Below are 17,284 nucleotides of genomic sequence, written 5' to 3'. Positions count from 1 at the left end.
GTGCTCTACGCCCTCCTCTCGCGAACGTCGGCGATGATAAACAGGCTTTCCGGCTGCGCAGGCATCCGTGAGGGAGCCATCTGTAGTTCCTGAGCCGGCACCGCATAGTCCATATGGCGTGTCAGCATGCGCAGGGCAGCCATCAGCAAAGCGATGGCCAGGGGTTCCCCTGGACAACGGTGTCCGGTCGCAGCATCGCCCCCTCCCTGGGTAATGAAATTGAACGCCCCTTTATTCCACTCGTGAAAGCGCTCGGGGCGAAACTCTTCCGGATTCTCCCAGAGCCGTTCGTCACGGTTGGTGCCATAAAGATCCAGCAGGACCCGGGTTCCCTTGGGAAACAGGTAGCCACGCCACTCGAAATCCTCACGCACCCTCGCCGCGGTAAAGGGAAAGAAGGCATGGAGCCGCCGCACCTCCTGCGCAAAGGGTTCGAGCATGTCGTCATCCTGCTGCAGCCGTGCGCGCCACTGAGGATGGGCGAGCAATTCCAATGCGGCGTAGATGACAAAGCGCGCTACCGCAACCGTGGGCCGCAGCAGGTTGAGCATTTCTACCGCCGCGGTTTTCTCATCCAGTGGCTGTCCGTCCGCATCACGATGCCGTGCGACCACGGCCAACGCCCGAGACTCATCAAGCGCAACACTGCCGCTGCGAACCTCCGAAATCAGCGTGACGAGCCAGCTTTCGGCCTCCCGACGCGCCTTGCGTGCCTTCCAGTGCCGCGCACCAATGCCACCGGCCCCGTCGATCAATGCGGCCAACTGGTCACGTCGCACGGGCAACTCGTCCGCAGTTACCGGTACACCGGCCCACTCACATACTGAGCGTGCAAGTATCGCCTGTACTTCGGGCAGCAAGGTTATTCGCTCGCGGCCGGCCCAACCCGGGATCGCATCCTGCCAGTTGCGCTCGGTCAGTTTCACCAAGTCATGCACGGCACCATCTGTCAGCAATGACATGAACATTCGTTTGCGTTGCTTATGGCGCTCGTCATCTAGCCCTTGCACCCCGCCCTGACCAAAGAGGGTCTTTTGCAACATGCGTGGGGCGGCGTGCCGACGCTGGAACAGCCGCTCGTCATAGAACAGCTTTGCGGCGTCCTCGCCGGTCATGCAAATGGTGTCCTGCATCAGGAGGCGGACCTGAAATACATCGGTACCAAGTGCGCGACAACGGCTCGAAATGAAGGGGTATCCTTCCCGCAGCAATGCCAGGGAGCTGTCCACATCGGGAATGCGTGGAATATCGGCCATAAATCACACCTTTTCTGGAGACTGTTGTGGTGGACCACCCACGGCGCTGCGGGTGCCGCGTTTGCCGTGGCCGCAGGCAGCAAACTGAACAAATCGCGCCGCTAGCTGCCGATAACAGACCGGCTGAATGAATTCGCGACGCGCCACGCCTGTTATGCCAGCCTCGCCTGAGCCCTGCGCAGCGTCGCCAAGGAGCCCCACGCAATGATGAAGAGGAGCGATGTCGCCTGGACGCTGATCGGCATCACGGCAGTTCTGCTTTCCGGTTACCTGCTTTTCCAGGAGATACGCAATCTCTCACTCGCTGAACTCACCGACAGCCTTGACGCCATCAGCGATCGCAACTGGCTGCTGGCAGCAGGAGCGACGCTTGGTGCCTATGTCGCGCTGGCCTGGTACGACCGTATCGCCGTAGCGCATCTTGGCAAGAGCATCTCCTGGTGGTTCATCACGCTCTGCTCGTTTACGACCTACGCGCTAGCGCACAATATCGGCGCCTCGGTGTTTTCCGGCGCCGTGGTGCGCTATCGCGCCTATCGCAGCAAGGGACTGACTCCGCAGGAAATCGGCGTGCTCATCGTCTTCTGCTCTTTTACTTTTCTGCTGGGTACGCTCCTGGCTGGCGGCAGCGTTCTCTTGCTGCGGCCTGAATTGCTGGGAAGACTGGTCGATGCCGAGCCATGGGTTTCCCAGGCGATCGGCTCTGCGCTGCTGTGCCTGGTGGGCCTTTACCTGATCGGCGCATGGCGACAATTCCCACCGCTGCATCTTGGCAAGTGGCGTATCGAGTATCCCCGCCTGCCAGTTGTAGGCCGACAGCTGGTAGCGGCGCCCCTGGAGCTTGCCTGCGCTGCGGCCATCATCTACTTCACACTGCCCACCGCCGATAATCCCGGTTACCTGATCGTGTTAGGTGTGTTTCTGGCATCGTTCTCCCTCGCTCTGCTATCCCACGCTCCCGGCGGGCTAGGTGTGTTGGAAGTGACATTTCTCGCCGCCCTGCCCGGCATGAAGACGGCCGACGTGCTGGCAGCTCTGATTGTCTTCAGGGCCTTCTACCTCCTGCTGCCGTTCGCCCTGGCGATTCTGGTGGTAGCGGTATTCGAGGCCGGCCAATGGTCTACCAGGAAAAAACGCGGACAGACGCCTGGCCAGTGATGCCCTTTCGCAAAGACACCATTGGCCTATGGCCAAGCGAACGCCCACGGGCGATCATGCCTGTCCGCTAAAGACGAACTGAAAATCCATGACCGACGACACCCGCAGCAACCAACCGGGCACTACTCCAACGGCCGAGCACAAGCCCAGACCGCTGATGGATCTGGCGATCAGCATCGTGATTCCTTCGCTGATCCTGATGAAGCTCAGCAGCGAAGACCGTCTCGGTCCAGACGGAGCGCTGCTGCTGGCGCTGGCATTCCCGCTCGGCTGGGGCCTGTTCGAACTGGCCAGATACCGGAAGATCAACTGGATCGCGCTGCTCGGGCTGTTGAGCGTGCTGCTGACTGGCGGGATCGGCCTCCTCAAGCTCGACCCCCAATGGCTGGCGATCAAGGAAGCGGCAATCCCGGGCGTCATCGGGATTGTTATCCTGGCCTCGACGCGTACGCGCTTTCCTCTGATCCGCACGCTGCTTTACAACCCCAGGGTTCTAAACGTCACCAAGGTTCACCAGCAACTGGAACTGAGGGGGCATGTCGACTATTTCGAAACGCGCCTGTTACGCGCCACCTACTTTCTCAGCGGGACCTTTTTCTTCTCGTCGTTCATGAACTACGCCCTGGCCAAATGGATTGTCCACAGCCCGGCCGGCAGCGAGGCGTTCAATGACGAGTTGGGACGCATGACGCTGCTCAGCTATCCCATGATTGCCATACCCAGCATGCTGATGATGATGGCAATCTTTTACTACCTCTGGCGGACGATACACGGCCTGACCGGGCTCCGGCTGGAAGACATCATCGCCAACAACGCCCACCCCGATCACCAGGGCAAAAACGATTGAGCGTGCCGGTAGGGTTACGCTGACATCGAGAGCATCCATAACGGCAAACTGACCGCAGCCAGCACCGTGGAAAGAAACACCACGGAGCTCACCACGCGGGTATCTTCGGGGTTGTTTACGAACGCCAATACGTTGACCCCACTAGGACAGGCGGCGAGCAGTACCAGCACGCTACGGGCCTCCGCGCTTAACCCTGGCAGCCATCGGCTGAAATACCAGACCAGCAGGGGAAACAGCCCGAGCTTGACCAGCGTGAGTCCCAAGGCCGTTACGCTGGGGCGCAGCCGATAGCGTGAAAGACTTATACCCAGCACCATCAGCGCACAGGGAAGCGCCGCCTGTGCCAACCAGTCGGCGACACGCCAAATCGCTGATGGCAATTGCAAGCCGGACAGGTTGAGCAGCGCGCCAAGCATCAGGCCGACAATGAGCGGGTTGGCCAGATTCTTCGCTAATGCCCTGCCGCTGACCTGCTGACCGGAACCGAAAGCTGCATAGAAGCTTTGCAGGGAAAACAGGATCAGGCTGTGGAATACCAGCACGGAAAACACATATACCAGGCTGGCCGGTCCGAGCAGCGTGGTGACCAGCGGAATCCCAACCAGGACGTTGTTGGAATAGGCTGCGGTCAGTCCCAACGGGGACGCTCGGCCAAGAAAACGGTGCGCGACCACCCCGACCCCGGTGAAGACGGCCACTACCGGAACAAAATAGGCCAGCAGCAACATTGGCGACATGCCCTCACTCAACTCTGCCCGCGCAATGCCGGTAAACAGTACTGCAGGCATGAACAGTTTGAAGGTCACGTTGGCGAGACCAGTGGCCGCCTCGCCGGCTAGCCACTGCCGCCAGCCCAGCAGGTAGCCAAGCATGATCAGGCCAAATATAGGCAATATCGCCTGAAAAACTACCACTCGCCTTTCTCCACGACTACGGCAGCTGAATGCCGCCCTGCGGACCCAAGGTTACCTGACCGTCGGGTGCGAATCACGGTGCGCTTGAGTTGCCGTCAACAGTCGATGGCAAGCTCTTCGATTCGCTGAACCCCGTCTGCGATCAGGCCTGGGAATGATGGGTGGCTTCCAGCTGGCGAGCCTCGGCTTCGGCCAGGGCATCAAGCACAACCGAAAGCTCATCGCGCCAGTCTCGTGTTGGAATGCCAAAGGTGGCTTCGAACTTCGAACAATCCAGAACCGACCATGCAGGCCGGCGCGCTGGCGTAGGGTATTGCGCGGTAGTGATCGATGAAACCCGGGGCTGCTTGGCCAGCAACCCCTTGGCGACTCCCTGGCGGAAGATTTCCACCGCAAAGTCGTGCCAGGTACAAGGCGAACGGCCGGTGTAGTGGTAGAGACCCCAAGCGAGGCTACCGTCCTGCTCATAGCGTCGTGCCAACTCCAGCAGTACGTCAGCGATACTGCCTGCCTGGGTCGGGCAGCCATACTGGTCGGCGACCACTGACAGCGCATCGCGCTGACGCCCCAATCGCAGCATGGTCTTGACGAAGTTATGCCCGTGCACGCCATACACCCAACTGGTGCGCAGGATCAGGTGTCGATCCAGGCAGGTCTGGATGGCTTGCTCTCCAGCCAGCTTGCTCGCACCGTAGACACCGCCTGGTGCGACCGGATCAGATTCCTTGTAGGGCGTACGCGCGTCACCGGAAAAGACATAGTCGGTCGAAATATGAAGCAATGCGATGCCGGACTGCCGTGCCGCCTCGGCCAGGCGCTCCGCTCCGCAGTGATTCACCGCATAGGCTTTCTCTGTGTGAGTCTCGGCATTATCGACGTGGGTATAGGCGGCGGCATTGATAATCAAACCTGGCTTGAACTGACGGATAGCGTCCGCAACCTGTTCAGCGTGAGTAATGTCCAGGTGCGCGCGAGTCAAGCCAAACGCCTCAAGGCCATATGCCTGGGCGCGGTCTACCAATTCACGGCCAACCTGGCCGTTGGCACCGCATACAAGGATCCGCATCTGGTAGCGCCTCACAAATAGCCCGCCGGACAGCGCGGGCATGGTTTTTTACAACAGGTTCGATGCACGTCTGTGCCCTGCAGAAGCCCGTCAGCGCGGGACGTGCTTCGTTCAGGCCGAAATAAACGGCTTTTGTTCCCGTAAATCCAGAGAGCCGTAGAATTTTTCGAATTCACAGGACGGGGTGGTTGCTGCCTGAAACCAGCGATCTTGACGTATTCGTCACCTGGGTTCAGGAATGCCGCGCCATCCTACCATGGTGAAACTCGCGACCCGCCATGGACTCAAACATGACAAGCCCCAGCTGGTTAACGCCACCTTTCTGAACCTGGAGAAACGTCATGCCTAGAGGTGACAAGTCCAAGTACACAGAGAAACAGCAACGCAAAGCCGAACATATCGAAGAAAGCTACGAACAGCGCGGCGTTTCCGAAAAAGAGGCTGAGGCGCGAGCATGGGCGACCGTCAACAAGCAGTCCGGAGGCGGCGAGCGCAAGGGTGGCTCCGGACAGGGAAAAAGCGAGACCGCCAAGCGTGCCGACCGCAAGGACTCTGCGCATCGGGCAGCCAAGTCACGAGACGGCGAGTCTCCAAACAAGGGATCAGCAGCTCGCAACGATCGCTCCGGCAGTACCTCACTCACCGACCTGACCCGTGACGAATTGATGCAAAAGGCTCGGGAACGTGACGTTCACGGTCGATCGAAAATGCGCAAGGACGAGCTAATCAAGGCACTAAGCTGAGGTGATCAATCATGCAGGAGCCTGACCCGCGCGATGACGGGACACCCGCTCCGGTACCTGTCCCGGAGCGCGACGAGCCGGGCGAGCCGGTGCCCATCGAAGAACCGACACCACCCGGGCAGCCAGACCAGGCCCTCCTATAAAACTTTCCTCACACAGGCCTATCTCAATAAACGGCCTGCCCCAACCCGCTGGGCAGCAGTCAGCATGTGGTCACAGAACACCACAACGCATTACATCAAGGAGACCGTGATGAGTTTCGTACAACTAAGCGACAAGCAGACCCTGCGCGAGCGCGCACGCCAACATGTCGAAAATGGCGCAGTGACCGAAAGCTATTCGGCCGACCGCGACACCGTGATCAGGCTTCTCAACGAAGCATTGGCAACCGAGCTGGTCTGCTATCTGCGTTACAAGCGCCACTACTATATGGCCACTGGCCTCAAATCGAGCGTTGCAGCCGATGAGTTTCTAGAGCATGCCAATGAAGAGCAGGAACATGCAGATCGGCTGGCGGAGCGCATCGTCCAGCTTGGCGGCGAGCCCGACTTCAATCCGGACAGCTTGACCGAGCGAGCCCATGCGCAGTACGCCGAGGGCAACGGCCTGCGTGACATGGTCTTTGAAAACCTCGTTGCTGAGCGCATCGCCATAGACAGCTACCGCGAAATTGTCCAATACATCGGTGACAAGGACCCCACCACCCGCCGCATCTTTGAAGACATCCTTGCTCAGGAAGAAGAGCACGCCGATGACATGGCTGGCCTGCTCGACGGTATGAATTGACCCCAACGCAGCAATCGCAGGTCGGCTGTACTGTCGCCGCCGGACCCTTGGATAATAAAAAAGGCCACCTGAAAGGTGGCCTAAAAAGGAAGGAGGTACTACTCAGCCGGCAGCTGCCGGACGCATGTAGGAGATCGGTGCGGTCTGAGACTCCTCGAACGTCACCATTTCCCACGCGTCCTTCTGGTCCATCAGAGTGCGCAGCAAACGGTTGTTCAAGGCATGTCCGGATTTGAAGCCGCGGAATTCGCCGATCAGGCTGGTGCCCAGAAGATAGAGATCACCGATAGCATCGAGAATCTTGTGCTTCACGAATTCGTCCTCGTAACGCAGGCCGTCTTCGTTCAGCACATGGTCCTCATCCACCACGATTGCGTTGTCGACGCTGCCTCCCAGGGCCAGGTTGTGCGAGCGTAGGAACTCAATGTCGCGCATGAACCCGAAGGTCCGGGCTCGGCTGACTTCCTTGACAAAGGAAGTGCTTGAGAAATCCACGCTGGCAGTCTGGGTTCGGCCGCGGAAAACAGGGTGATCGAAATCGATTTCGAAGCTTACCTTGAAGCCTTCGAACGGCAGGAACGTGGCGCGCTTGTCGCCGTCCTCCACCGACACTTCACGGGTGATGCGAATGAATTTCTTCGGGGCGTCCTGCTCCTGCAGGCCGGCCGATTGAATCAGGAACACGAAGGGGCCAGCGCTGCCATCCATGATGGGCACTTCCGATGCGGAAAGCTCGACGTAAGCGTTGTCGATCCCGAGCCCGGCCATCGCCGAGAGCAGGTGCTCCACCGTATCGACCTTGACGTCACCACTGACCAGCGTCGTTGACATAGTGGTTTCGCCAACGTTCTCGGCCCGTGCGGCAATCTGCACGGGCGGATTGAGATCGGTGCGACAGAACACGATTCCGGTGTCCACGGGTGCGGGCTTCAGAGTGAGATATACCTTTTCACCCGAATGCAGGCCAACGCCCGTAGCGCGAATGATGTTCTTCAGTGTGCGTTGTCTGATCATGGCTTGGTTTCGCTATATCGCTGTTGCGAATGGTTTCCAACAAAGGTGGCGATCATAGCAGAACCCAACTTTGCTGAATACCAATCACCCCAATAGTCCTGATACATGCAATCAATCAGCCTGACGACGCAGGAACGCAGGAATATCCAAGTAGTCAAGGTCCTCCTGGGGGTTCATCTTCGCTGCAGTCGCGGCGGCATGAGCCTGGTTGCGCATGACCGTTGGGCGGTCCAGGTCGCGGTAATTCACAGCCGCCTGGTCCTGACGAGGCGCAGGTGCCGGCTGGGCGGCTACCGCAGCGGTATGGAGGGTGTTATCAACGACTTTCACGGGCTTCTCGTTGCGCGGACCGAGACCCGTGGCGACCACTGTCACATGCAGCTCGTCGAGCATGTCCGGATCGATCACGGCACCCACCTTGACGGTCGCTTCGTCGGATGCGAAGGCCTCGATGATTTCGCCGACTGCTGCGTATTCGCCCAGCGAAAGGTCCAGACCAGCGGTGATGTTGACCAGAATGCCGCGCGCGCCCTGCAAGTTGACGTCTTCGAGCAGCGGGTTGCGAATGGCTGCCTCGGTCGCTTCGCGAGCCCGGTTCGGACCAGAAGCGCAACCGGTGCCCATCATGGCCATGCCCATCTCGCCCATGACGGTTTTCACGTCAGCGAAGTCGACGTTCATAAGGCCGGGGCGCTGCATGATGTCGGAGATGCCGCGGACCGCACCGGTCAGCACGTCATCGGCTTTGGCGAAAGCGGACAGCAGACTGGCGTCCTTGCCGAGAATGGTCAGCAGCTTCTCGTTGGGGATGGTGATCAGCGAGTCGACGCACTCGGACAGCTGACGGATACCCTCGTCAGCCACCTGCATACGGCGGCGCCCTTCAAACGGGAACGGACGCGTCACCACAGCAACGGTCAGAATGCCCATTTCCTTGGCAACCGAGGCGATGACAGGCGCAGCACCAGTACCGGTGCCACCACCCATACCGGTGGTAATGAATACCATGTCAGCGCCCTGGAGTACTTCGGCGATGCGCTCACGATCATCCATGGCAGCCTGACGTCCGATGTCAGGATTGGTGCCAGCGCCCAGGCCTTTGGTAATGGCGGAACCCAGTTGCAGCACGGTCCGCGCTTCGATTTTCTTCAGCGCCTGGGCATCGGTGTTGGCGCAGATGAATTCCACGCCTTCGACGCTGTTGCGCACCATGTGATTGACGGCGTTGCCGCCACCTCCGCCTACGCCAATGACCTTAATCACTGCATTTTGCGGGGTATGATCTACGAGTTCGAACATTTCCCTCTCTCCTTCCAGCTTTCTAGTTTTAGGTACAGCCACACTGCTCAGAAATTGCCCTGGATCCAGCTCTTGAGCCGGTCCACGACAGATGTTTTGGGTTCTTCGCTGAAGTTGCCGAGACCCGACATCGGTACGCCGTCGGTCTGCTTGCGCATGCCATAGAGCAAAAGGCCTACGCCTGTTGAATAGATGGGGTTGCGCACTACGTCCGCCAGCCCTTTGATGCTGTGCGGTACGCCCAGGCGCACCGGCATATGGAATATTTCTTCGGCGAGCTCGACGGCGCCTTCCATTTTCGCCGTGCCACCGGTCAGGACGATCCCGGCCGGTACGAGGTCTTCGTAGCCACTGCGACGAAGCTCGGCCTGAATCAGGGTAAAGAGCTCGTCGTAACGAGGCTCGACAACTTCGGCCAGTGCCTGGCGCGAGAGTTCCCGTGGCGGACGGTCTCCGACGCTCGGTACCTTGATGGTCTCACCCGGCCCCGCCAGCTTGGCCAATGCACAGGCATAGCGGATCTTGATCTCTTCGGCGTATTGGGTTGGCGTGCGCAACGCCATTGCGATGTCGTTGGTGACCTGGTCGCCGGCAATGGGAATGACCGCGGTATGGCGGATGGCGCCTTCGGTAAAAATGCAGATGTCGGTCGTACCGCCGCCGATGTCTACCAGACACACGCCCAGCTCCTTTTCGTCATCGGTCAGTACCGCATGGGCCGAGGCGAGTTGCTCGAGAATGATGTCGTCGACTTCCAGCCCGCAGCGGCGTACGCATTTCTCGATGTTCTGGGCGGCGTTCACTGCGCAGGTGACCACGTGCACCTTGGCTTCAAGGCGGACACCCGACATGCCCAGCGGCTCGCGAACACCTTCCTGATTGTCGATCACGTAATCCTGCGGCAACGTGTGAAGCACGCGCTGATCAGCCGGTATCGCCACGGCCTGTGCCGCATCCAGCACCCGTTCGAGGTCGGCACTGCTCACTTCCCGATCGCGAATCGCGACGATGCCGTGGGAATTGAGACTGCGAATATGGTTGCCGGCCAGACCGACAAAGGCGGAATGGATACGGCAGCCCGCCATCAACTGCGCTTCTTCGACGGCGCGTTGAACGGACTGCACCGTCGACTCGATATTCACCACCACGCCTTTCTTCAGGCCACGCGACGGATGAGTGCCGATCCCGACGATTTCGAGTTCGCCGTCCGGGGTCACTTCGCCCACCAGCGCCACCACTTTGGAGGTGCCGATATCAAGACCGACGATCATCTTGCCGCTTTGCACGCTAGACATGTGTTTCATTCCTCAATTCTTCGCCACGACGGCTTCATCCGCCGTGGTCGGATTCGGCTCGCGCCAGCCCACGGCAAGGCCATTGGCATAACGCAGGTCGATCCGCGCAATTTTCTCGCTGTCCTGCACCAGCGATTGCTGGTAGATGGCAGTGAAGCGACGCATTTTTTCGACTACCTGATCACGCCCCAGCAGCAACTCGACGCCTTGTTTGGTCGTCAGAAACCAACTGCCCCGAGCCCGGAGTTCCAGGCGGGCAATGGAAAACCCAAGGGGTCGGAGCATCTGGCTGAGCATCTGGTATTGCTGCATCACCCGCTGCTGGGCCCGCTTCGGACCGTACAACTGCGGCAAGTGTTCATATTGAGTCAGGTCATTCGGCGCAAAGGCCTGGCCGTTATTGTTCAGCAGCGCTTCGTCGCCCCAGCGGGCGATCGGCAAGTGCTCGTCGAGGCGCACCATGACCTGATCCGGCCAGACCCGGCGGACCTCGACATGGGCAATCCAGGGCATCTGTTCAAGGTCATGCCGCAGGCCATCGAGATCAACCTTGAAGAAGCTGGCTTCGACGAACGGTGCCATGCGGGCCTGAACGGCTTGCTGGTCGACGTAGGTCAGGTCGCCACGCACGCTGACCTGCGATATGGGGCGATCGGCATAGGGCGCCAGGTACCGGCCCAGTTCGTAGAGTCCCACTATCAACACGACCAGCAGGATCGGCCAGAGCCCCCGTTTCAATGCGGTCAGGCTAGGGCGTGGCAAGCGCGCCGACAACGGCTCGCGCTGGACCAGTCGGCTCGCACCCCGCTGCACCGGCTTGCGTGAGGCGCGACCAGTCGATGGCTGGGAATGACGCAGCGTGGCGATCATCGATCAGCTCCCTGCCGCCATGCTGGCATCGAGGATGGCCAGCACCAGCTCTTGGAATTCCAGACCGGCTGCACGAGCAGCCATGGGAACGAGACTGTGGTCGGTCATGCCGGGAACCGTGTTGACCTCCAGCAACCAGAAGGCCCCGGCCAGGTCCTGCATCACGTCGACACGCGCCCAACCCTGGATGCCTACAGCTTCGCAGGCCCGCGCAGACAGGTTCTTGAGCTCCTGCTCCTTTGCGGCGTCCAGTCCACACGGGATGCGGTACTGGGTATCGTTGGCCAGGTACTTGGCATCGTAGTCGTAGAAGGTATGCGGCGTGCCCAGCCCAATGGGCGGCAGGACCTCCCCACGCAAGGTCGCAATGGTGAATTCCGGCCCCTGGATCCACTGCTCCACCAGCACCTGGGCGTCATAAGCGCTCGCGGCACGCCAGGCCTCGATCAGTTCGGCGATGCCGCTCACTTTGGCCATGCCGATGCTCGAACCCTCGTGTGCGGGCTTGACGATCAACGGGAAGCCCAGCGCGTCAGCCGCAGCATGGCAATCGGCCTCGCTCGCCAGCACCGCATGCCGCGGGGTAGGCAAACCAAGGCTCTGCCAGACCTGCTTGGTACGCAGCTTGTCCATGGCCAGCGCCGAGGCAAGAATGCCGCTGCCGGTGTAGGGGATCCCTGCGCACTCCAACAGCCCCTGCATGCTGCCGTCCTCGCCGCCACGACCGTGCAGCACGATGAAGGCTCGATCGATGCGCTCGTTGCTCAGGCGCTTCAGGAAATCATCGCCAACGTCGATGCCGAACGCGTCGACGCCAGCCGATTGCAGCGCCGATAGGACGGCGGCGCCGGATTTGAGAGATACCTCACGTTCGGCGCTCTTGCCGCCGAACAGCACGGCGACTCGACCAAACGCCTTGGGATCGCGAGTCGATTGCAGGGCCGTCATTCGCTTTTCCTCGCGGCGAGCACATCGCCAGCAAACAGTGGGCTGTTGATCAGTTGCGGGGCCAGGCCGCCAATATCGCCGGCACCCTGACACAGCAGGATGTCCCCAGCGCGCAGCAACGGCTTGACCAGCGGCGCCAGGTCGATACCCCGCTCGATGTAGATCGGGTCGAGCTGGCCTCGCTGGCGAATGCTGTGGCACAGGTGACGGCTGTCTGCACCGGGGATCGGTTCTTCGCCGGCGGGATAGACTTCCATCAGCAAGAGCACGTTGGCGTCGTTCAATACCTGGACGAAGTCGTCATAGAGATCCCTCGTGCGGCTGAAGCGATGTGGCTGGTAAACCATGACCAGCCGCCGCTCGGGCCAGCCACCACGGACCGCCTGGATCACCGCGGCGACTTCCCGCGGGTGATGACCGTAATCATCGACAAGCATCACGCTGCCACCATCAACCGGCAGCTCGCCATAGACCTGGAAACGACGGCCCACGCCGCCGAACTCCGACAGTCCGAGCACGATGGCTTCGTCATCGATGCCCTCGTCGGTGGCAATGGCAATGGTTGCCAGTGCATTGAGCACGTTGTGGTTGCCGGGCATGTTCACCGACACATCGAGGGGAGCAAAGCCATCCCGAAGCACGGTGAAATAGGTCCGCATACCCTCCTGGCGCACATTGATCGCGCGGACATCGGCATCTTCGCTGATGCCGTAGGTCGTGATCGGACGGCCGACCTGCGGGATGATCTCACGTACCACCGGATCGTCGACGCAGAGCACCGCCAGGCCGTAGAACGGTAGGTTATGGAGAAACTCGACGAAGGTTTTCTTCAGCTTCCCGAAGTCTCCGCCATAGGTGCTCATGTGGTCAGCGTCGATGTTGGTCACGACAGCGACCATCGGCTGCAGGTGCAGGAAGCTGGCATCGCTTTCGTCGGCCTCGGCGATCAGGTAACGACTGCTGCCAAGCTGGGCATTGGTGCCGGCTGCAGTCAGCCGCCCGCCGATCACGAAGGTCGGGTCCAGGCCGCCGGCGGCAAATACTGACGCGAGCAGGCTTGTAGTAGTGGTCTTGCCATGGGTACCGGCGACGGCGATGCCATGGCGATAGCGCATCAATTCGGCAAGCATCTCGGCACGCGGCACGACCGGGATCCGCTGCTCCAGCGCGAATGCCACTTCAGGGTTGGCTGAATTCACCGCACTGGACACCACCAGCACGTCGGCCCCAGCCACATTGCCGGCCTGATGACCGATGAAGATGTGCGCACCGAAATTCTGCAGACGTTCCGTGCTGGCCGAGGTTTTCAGATCCGAACCCGACACATCGTAACCGAGGTTCAGCAGCACCTCGGCGATACCGCACATGCCCACCCCGCCGACGCCGACGAAATGGACCCGGCGGATCCGGCGCATGCGGCGCACTTCTGCCTTGACCGCTGCGGGAGATTTAGCCATGGGCCACCTCCAGGCAAATGTCGACGACTGTACGCGTAGCGTCTGGCCGGGCCAGACGGCGAGCCGTAGCCCCCATGGCCTTAAGTGTGTCCGGCTGCATCATTACCTCGGTAAGCCGCGCGGCGAGCGCGGCGGCATCAGTGTTGGCCTGGGGCAGGAGCACGGCGGCACCCTCCTTGGCCAGATATTCGGCGTTGCGGGTCTGGTGATCATCAATGGCATGTGGCAAGGGCACCAGAAACGACGGCAACCCAGCGGCAGCCAGTTCGCATACCGTCAAGGCGCCGGCACGACAGATCACTAGGTCGGCCCAGGCATAGGCGCGCGCCATGTCCTTGATGAACGGCGCCACCTCGGCCTCGACACCAGCGGCGGTATAGCGCTCCTGAGTAAGGTCGGCATGCAGCTTGCCCGCCTGGTGGAATACTTCCGGGCGCAGCGCCTGCGGCATGAGCCCCAGCGCCTCGGGAAGCAACTTGTTGAGCGGCTCCGCCCCCAGGCTGCCACCGAGGACCAGCAACCGCGGCCGACGATTGGCCAGCGTTTGCCGTGGCGTCTCGAGGAACAGCTCATGCCGCACCGGATTGCCCGTGGTACGGCGCTTGTCGCTGTTGCTGAAGGTATCCGGAAAGGCTTCGCAAACCCGGCAGGCAAACGGCACCAGGCTGCGATTGGCAGTGCCCGCCACCGCGTTCTGCTCGTGAATGATCAGCGGGACGCCAGCCAGCTTTGCAGCCAGACCGCCAGGCCCCGTGACGTACCCGCCGAGTCCCAGCACGCAAACCGGCTTGAGCTCTTGCATGATCCGCCGTGCCTGCCAGAGCGAGCGCAACAATTGTAGCGGAGCCTTGAGCAGGGACACGACGCCCTTGCCGCGCAGTCCGCTGACCTGAATCAAGTGCAATGGCAGACCCGCAGCGGGAACCACCTCGTTCTCTATACCGCGCGGCGTGCCCAGCCAATGCACCCTGTAACCCCGGTCCTCGAATTCCCGGGCGCAAGCGAGGGCAGGAAACACGTGGCCTCCGGTACCGCCAGCCATGATCAGCACATTACCGCCCATGCGGAACCCCCTTGGCCTTCGCCGGAGGGGCTTCAGCGAAATCCTCCTCGCTGAACTCGGCATCCTCGCTGCCCAGCACGGTGCGACTTTCCCATTCGATGCGCAGCAGTAGCGCCATACTGGCGCAGGTCACCACCAGCGAGCTGCCGCCATAGCTGAGAAATGGCAATGTCAGCCCCTTGGTCGGTAGCAATCCCACGTTTACGCCGACATTGATCAGAAACTGACCCAGCCAGAGGAAAGCGAGGCCCCAGGCGATGTAGGCGGCAAAGAACTGCCGCGCCCGCTCAGCGGCCAGGCCGATATACAGGGCGCGCACGCCAACGAAGGCAAACAGCAGGATAGTCAGCAAGGCACCCACCATGCCCAGCTCTTCCGCTAGTACGGAAAACACGAAGTCGGTATGCGCTTCCGGCAGATAGAACTGCTTCTGCACGCTGTTGCCCAGACCAACGCCCAGCCATTCACCTCGCCCGAACGCGATCAGCGCCTGGGTCAGCTGGTAGCCGGCGCCATACTGATCGGCCCAGGGGTCGGTAAAGGTGATCAGGCGCTGCAGTCGGTATTCCTGGGTTTGCACCAGCACGAAAACGGCCCCCACGGCCAGCAGCACGAGCAGGCTGAAGCGGATCAGGCCGACGCCTCCGAGGAAGAGCATCGCCACGGCGGCGCCCATCATCACCACGGTCGCACCGAAGTCAGGCTCAAGCAGCAAGAGGAATGCCATCGGCAGCAGAACGAGGAACGGCTTGAGAAAGCCCCAGAGGCTTTCCCGCACTTCTTCCTGACGCCGCACCAGATAACCCGCCAGGTAAACCACGACGAACAGCTTGGCCAGTTCGGAAGGCTGGATATTGAATGCGCCGAAGCCGATCCAGCGCATTGAGCCGTTTACTTCACGACCGACCCCGGGGATCAGTACCAGGATCAGCAAGGCAAAGGCAGCCAGTAGCAGCATCCAGTCCAGCCGTTGCCAGGCCGATAGCGGGACCATCAGTACAGCAGCCGCCGCTCCCAGCCCGAGCACCAGGTATACCAGGTGGCGGATCATGTGATACATGGCGTTGCCGGAATTCACCGCAGCCACCTCTGACGACGCCGAGGTGATCATGACCAGGCCGAGGCCCAGCAACGCCAGGCAGCCGGCCAGCATCGAAAAGTCCAGATCCAGACCGCGACGACTGAACAACGGCGAAGGCGCACCACGCAGGAAAGCCAACATCAGCTAAGGGCCCCCACTGCAAGGGCGAACTGCTGTCCGCGATCTTCGAAGTTGGCAAACATGTCGAGACTGGCGCAGGCCGGCGAAAGCAACACCGCGTCTCCCGACTGAGCAATCTTGGCCGCCTGCTGTACGGCTTCCTGAAGCGTTTGCGCACGCTGGATCGGAGCCGCTCCGTCGAGCGCCTGCTGCAGACGGTCCGCATCCCGACCAAGCAGGACAACGGCCCTGCAGTGACGGCTCACAGCACTGTGCATGACCGAAAAGTCAGCGCCCTTGCCGTCGCCGCCAGCAATCAGAACCAGCTTGCCGTCGATATCACCACCCAAGCCGTCGATCGCCGCCAGTGCCGCGCCGACATTGGTCGCCTTGGAGTCATCGTAGTAACTCACGCCCCGACGCTCGCCGACCCACTGACAGCGATGGGCCAAACCGGCAAAGTTGCGCAAGGTTGTCAGCATCGGCTCGAACGGCAGGCCTGCAGCATACCCAAGGGCCAATGCGGCCAACGCGTTCGATTGGTTATGTGCGCCACGGATCTTCAGCTGATTGGCGGGCATCAGGGCGTCGAACTGGAATGCCAGATACTTTTCCCCACGTTCCTCGAACAGGCCGAAACCCTTGAAATCAGGTTTGCCCAGGCCAAAGGACCACACCGGCACATCATCGCCAATCAGCGGACGGCTCAGCCGGTCGTCCCGGTTGATCACCACCTGCCTTGCGCCGCGGAAAATGCGGTGCTTGGCCTGATGGTAGGCCGGCAAGCCGTCGTAGCGATCCATGTGGTCTTCGCTGATGTTCAGACAGGTCGCGATCTCGGCGTTCAGCTGATCGGTTGTTTCCAGCTGGAAACTCGACAGCTCGAGTACGTACAGCTCGACCTCATCATTCAACAGATCCAGCGCGGGCGTGCCAAGGTTGCCACCGACTGCAACCTTTTTTCCGGCCGCGATGGCCATCTCGCCGACAAGCGTGGTGACGGTACTTTTCGCGTTCGATCCGGTGATGGCGACGATCGGCGCTTTGGCCTCACGGGCGAACAGCTCGATGTCTCCGGACAGCTTCACGCCCCGGGAGGCAGCCACCTGCAGCGCCGGTGTGCTCAAAGGCAGCCCGGGGCTGACCAACAGCTCGCTCGCACGACAGAGGAAGTCGGCGTCCAGCTCGCCACAGCGAACCTCGATATCGGGGTACTGCGCCTGCAGAGCGGCCAACTCCGGCGGGTTCGCGCGCGTATCAGCCACGGCAAACGGCTGCCCCCGGCGCGCCAGATAGCGAACCAGGGACATACCGCTCTTGCCGAGACCGACGACGATGCGGAACTGATCGGAAGCGATGAGCACTCT

General features: G+C 60.9%; 17 protein-coding genes. 5 read left to right on the top strand and 12 right to left on the bottom strand.

What is annotated here, in order from left to right; all coding sequences use genetic code 11:
• Positions 1-5: 5 nt before the first annotated feature.
• Positions 6-1,256: a cytochrome P450 gene (locus AC4LFW_RS01550; protein WP_491817196.1), complete on the bottom strand. Its 1,251-nt coding sequence runs from the start codon at positions 1,254-1,256 to the stop codon at positions 6-8.
• 204 nt (positions 1,257-1,460) lie between these two features.
• On the opposite strand from AC4LFW_RS01550, the gene AC4LFW_RS01545 reads away from it, so the two are divergent.
• Together AC4LFW_RS01545 and AC4LFW_RS01540 are read left to right on the top strand one after the other, a co-directional pair.
• The gene (locus AC4LFW_RS01545) at positions 1,461-2,414 is read left to right on the top strand and encodes a lysylphosphatidylglycerol synthase transmembrane domain-containing protein (RefSeq protein WP_491817194.1); all 954 of its coding nucleotides are present in this window, start codon (positions 1,461-1,463) and stop codon (positions 2,412-2,414) included.
• 88 nt (positions 2,415-2,502) lie between these two features.
• Positions 2,503-3,261, top strand: a complete 759-nt coding sequence (locus tag AC4LFW_RS01540) for a VC0807 family protein (RefSeq protein WP_491817192.1) — start codon at positions 2,503-2,505, stop codon at positions 3,259-3,261.
• A 14-nt stretch (positions 3,262-3,275) separates the two neighbouring features.
• On the opposite strand, the gene AC4LFW_RS01535 is transcribed toward AC4LFW_RS01540, so the two are convergent.
• Positions 3,276-4,175 carry an AEC family transporter gene (locus AC4LFW_RS01535; RefSeq protein ID WP_491817190.1) on the bottom strand — a complete coding sequence of 300 codons (900 nt, stop codon included), beginning with the start codon at positions 4,173-4,175 and terminating at the stop codon, positions 3,276-3,278.
• A gap of 142 nt (positions 4,176-4,317) precedes the next feature.
• On the bottom strand, positions 4,318-5,241 hold the full coding sequence (rfbD, locus tag AC4LFW_RS01530; protein ID WP_491817189.1) for a dTDP-4-dehydrorhamnose reductase: 924 nt from the start codon (positions 5,239-5,241) through the stop codon (positions 4,318-4,320).
• Between the two features lie 341 nt (positions 5,242-5,582).
• Between rfbD and AC4LFW_RS01525 the strand changes: the two genes are divergently transcribed.
• The 3 genes from AC4LFW_RS01525 to AC4LFW_RS01515 all read left to right on the top strand — a co-directional run bounded on the left by AC4LFW_RS01525 (position 5,583) and on the right by AC4LFW_RS01515 (position 6,770).
• Entirely contained in the window at positions 5,583-5,984 is a 402-nt protein-coding gene (locus AC4LFW_RS01525) for a Rho termination factor N-terminal domain-containing protein (protein ID WP_491817187.1), read from the top strand.
• An 11-nt stretch (positions 5,985-5,995) separates the two neighbouring features.
• Positions 5,996-6,127 carry a hypothetical protein gene (locus AC4LFW_RS01520; RefSeq protein ID WP_491817186.1) on the top strand — a complete coding sequence of 44 codons (132 nt, stop codon included), beginning with the start codon at positions 5,996-5,998 and terminating at the stop codon, positions 6,125-6,127.
• A gap of 109 nt (positions 6,128-6,236) precedes the next feature.
• Positions 6,237-6,770 (top strand): ferritin-like domain-containing protein, encoded by a 534-nt coding sequence (locus AC4LFW_RS01515; protein ID WP_491817185.1) that lies wholly within the window; start codon positions 6,237-6,239, stop codon positions 6,768-6,770.
• Between the two features lie 102 nt (positions 6,771-6,872).
• Here AC4LFW_RS01515 and lpxC read toward each other — a convergent pair whose 3' ends face one another.
• From lpxC to murD, 9 genes are all read right to left on the bottom strand, one after another.
• Positions 6,873-7,784, bottom strand: coding sequence for a UDP-3-O-acyl-N-acetylglucosamine deacetylase (gene lpxC / locus AC4LFW_RS01510; protein WP_491817183.1), 912 nt, complete (start codon positions 7,782-7,784; stop codon positions 6,873-6,875).
• A 111-nt stretch (positions 7,785-7,895) separates the two neighbouring features.
• On the bottom strand, positions 7,896-9,083 hold the full coding sequence (ftsZ, locus tag AC4LFW_RS01505) for a cell division protein FtsZ (RefSeq protein ID WP_491817182.1): 1,188 nt from the start codon (positions 9,081-9,083) through the stop codon (positions 7,896-7,898).
• 47 nt (positions 9,084-9,130) lie between these two features.
• Positions 9,131-10,378 carry a cell division protein FtsA gene (gene ftsA, locus AC4LFW_RS01500; RefSeq protein ID WP_491817180.1) on the bottom strand — a complete coding sequence of 416 codons (1,248 nt, stop codon included), beginning with the start codon at positions 10,376-10,378 and terminating at the stop codon, positions 9,131-9,133.
• Positions 10,379-10,390: 12 nt separating this feature from the next.
• A complete protein-coding gene (locus AC4LFW_RS01495) occupies positions 10,391-11,248 on the bottom strand; it encodes a cell division protein FtsQ/DivIB (protein WP_491817178.1) in 858 nt (285 codons plus the stop codon).
• 3 nt (positions 11,249-11,251) lie between these two features.
• Positions 11,252-12,196: a D-alanine--D-alanine ligase gene (locus tag AC4LFW_RS01490; RefSeq protein ID WP_491817176.1), complete on the bottom strand. Its 945-nt coding sequence runs from the start codon at positions 12,194-12,196 to the stop codon at positions 11,252-11,254.
• Entirely contained in the window at positions 12,193-13,653 is a 1,461-nt protein-coding gene (murC, locus tag AC4LFW_RS01485) for a UDP-N-acetylmuramate--L-alanine ligase (protein WP_491817174.1), read from the bottom strand. The genes AC4LFW_RS01490 and murC overlap by 4 nt, the downstream gene beginning before the upstream one ends.
• Positions 13,646-14,716 (bottom strand): undecaprenyldiphospho-muramoylpentapeptide beta-N-acetylglucosaminyltransferase, encoded by a 1,071-nt coding sequence (gene murG / locus AC4LFW_RS01480; protein WP_491817172.1) that lies wholly within the window; start codon positions 14,714-14,716, stop codon positions 13,646-13,648. Before murG ends, murC begins: the two co-directional genes overlap by 8 nt.
• The gene (gene ftsW, locus AC4LFW_RS01475; RefSeq protein ID WP_491820089.1) at positions 14,706-15,941 is read right to left on the bottom strand and encodes a putative lipid II flippase FtsW; all 1,236 of its coding nucleotides are present in this window, start codon (positions 15,939-15,941) and stop codon (positions 14,706-14,708) included. Before ftsW ends, murG begins: the two co-directional genes overlap by 11 nt.
• The gene (murD, locus tag AC4LFW_RS01470) at positions 15,938-17,281 is read right to left on the bottom strand and encodes a UDP-N-acetylmuramoyl-L-alanine--D-glutamate ligase (RefSeq protein WP_491817170.1); all 1,344 of its coding nucleotides are present in this window, start codon (positions 17,279-17,281) and stop codon (positions 15,938-15,940) included. Before murD ends, ftsW begins: the two co-directional genes overlap by 4 nt.
• Between the last annotated feature and the right edge of the window lie 3 nt (positions 17,282-17,284).

It is taken from the genome of Stutzerimonas sp. C6.4V (genome assembly GCF_058536345.1).
This window is presented reverse-complemented; position numbering and strand designations above follow the sequence as displayed.

Excerpts from the sequence above, each read along its gene's own strand:
- ftsA (WP_491817180.1), bottom strand. The coding sequence starts at position 10,378 with ATGTCTAGCGTGCAAAGCGGCAAGATGATCGTCGGTCTTGATATCGGC.
- AC4LFW_RS01495 (WP_491817178.1), bottom strand. The coding sequence starts at position 11,248 with ATGATCGCCACGCTGCGTCATTCCCAGCCATCGACTGGTCGCGCCTCA.
- AC4LFW_RS01515 (WP_491817185.1), top strand. The coding sequence starts at position 6,237 with ATGAGTTTCGTACAACTAAGCGACAAGCAGACCCTGCGCGAGCGCGCA.
- lpxC (WP_491817183.1), bottom strand. The coding sequence starts at position 7,784 with ATGATCAGACAACGCACACTGAAGAACATCATTCGCGCTACGGGCGTT.
- murG (WP_491817172.1), bottom strand. The coding sequence starts at position 14,716 with ATGGGCGGTAATGTGCTGATCATGGCTGGCGGTACCGGAGGCCACGTG.
- AC4LFW_RS01545 (WP_491817194.1), top strand. The coding sequence starts at position 1,461 with ATGATGAAGAGGAGCGATGTCGCCTGGACGCTGATCGGCATCACGGCA.
- murC (WP_491817174.1), bottom strand. The coding sequence starts at position 13,653 with ATGGCTAAATCTCCCGCAGCGGTCAAGGCAGAAGTGCGCCGCATGCGC.
- rfbD (WP_491817189.1), bottom strand. The coding sequence starts at position 5,241 with ATGCGGATCCTTGTATGCGGTGCCAACGGCCAGGTTGGCCGTGAATTG.
- AC4LFW_RS01520 (WP_491817186.1), top strand. The coding sequence starts at position 5,996 with ATGCAGGAGCCTGACCCGCGCGATGACGGGACACCCGCTCCGGTACCT.
- ftsZ (WP_491817182.1), bottom strand. The coding sequence starts at position 9,083 with ATGTTCGAACTCGTAGATCATACCCCGCAAAATGCAGTGATTAAGGTC.
- AC4LFW_RS01540 (WP_491817192.1), top strand. The coding sequence starts at position 2,503 with ATGACCGACGACACCCGCAGCAACCAACCGGGCACTACTCCAACGGCC.
- AC4LFW_RS01490 (WP_491817176.1), bottom strand. The coding sequence starts at position 12,196 with ATGACGGCCCTGCAATCGACTCGCGATCCCAAGGCGTTTGGTCGAGTC.
- AC4LFW_RS01525 (WP_491817187.1), top strand. The coding sequence starts at position 5,583 with ATGCCTAGAGGTGACAAGTCCAAGTACACAGAGAAACAGCAACGCAAA.
- AC4LFW_RS01550 (WP_491817196.1), bottom strand. The coding sequence starts at position 1,256 with ATGGCCGATATTCCACGCATTCCCGATGTGGACAGCTCCCTGGCATTG.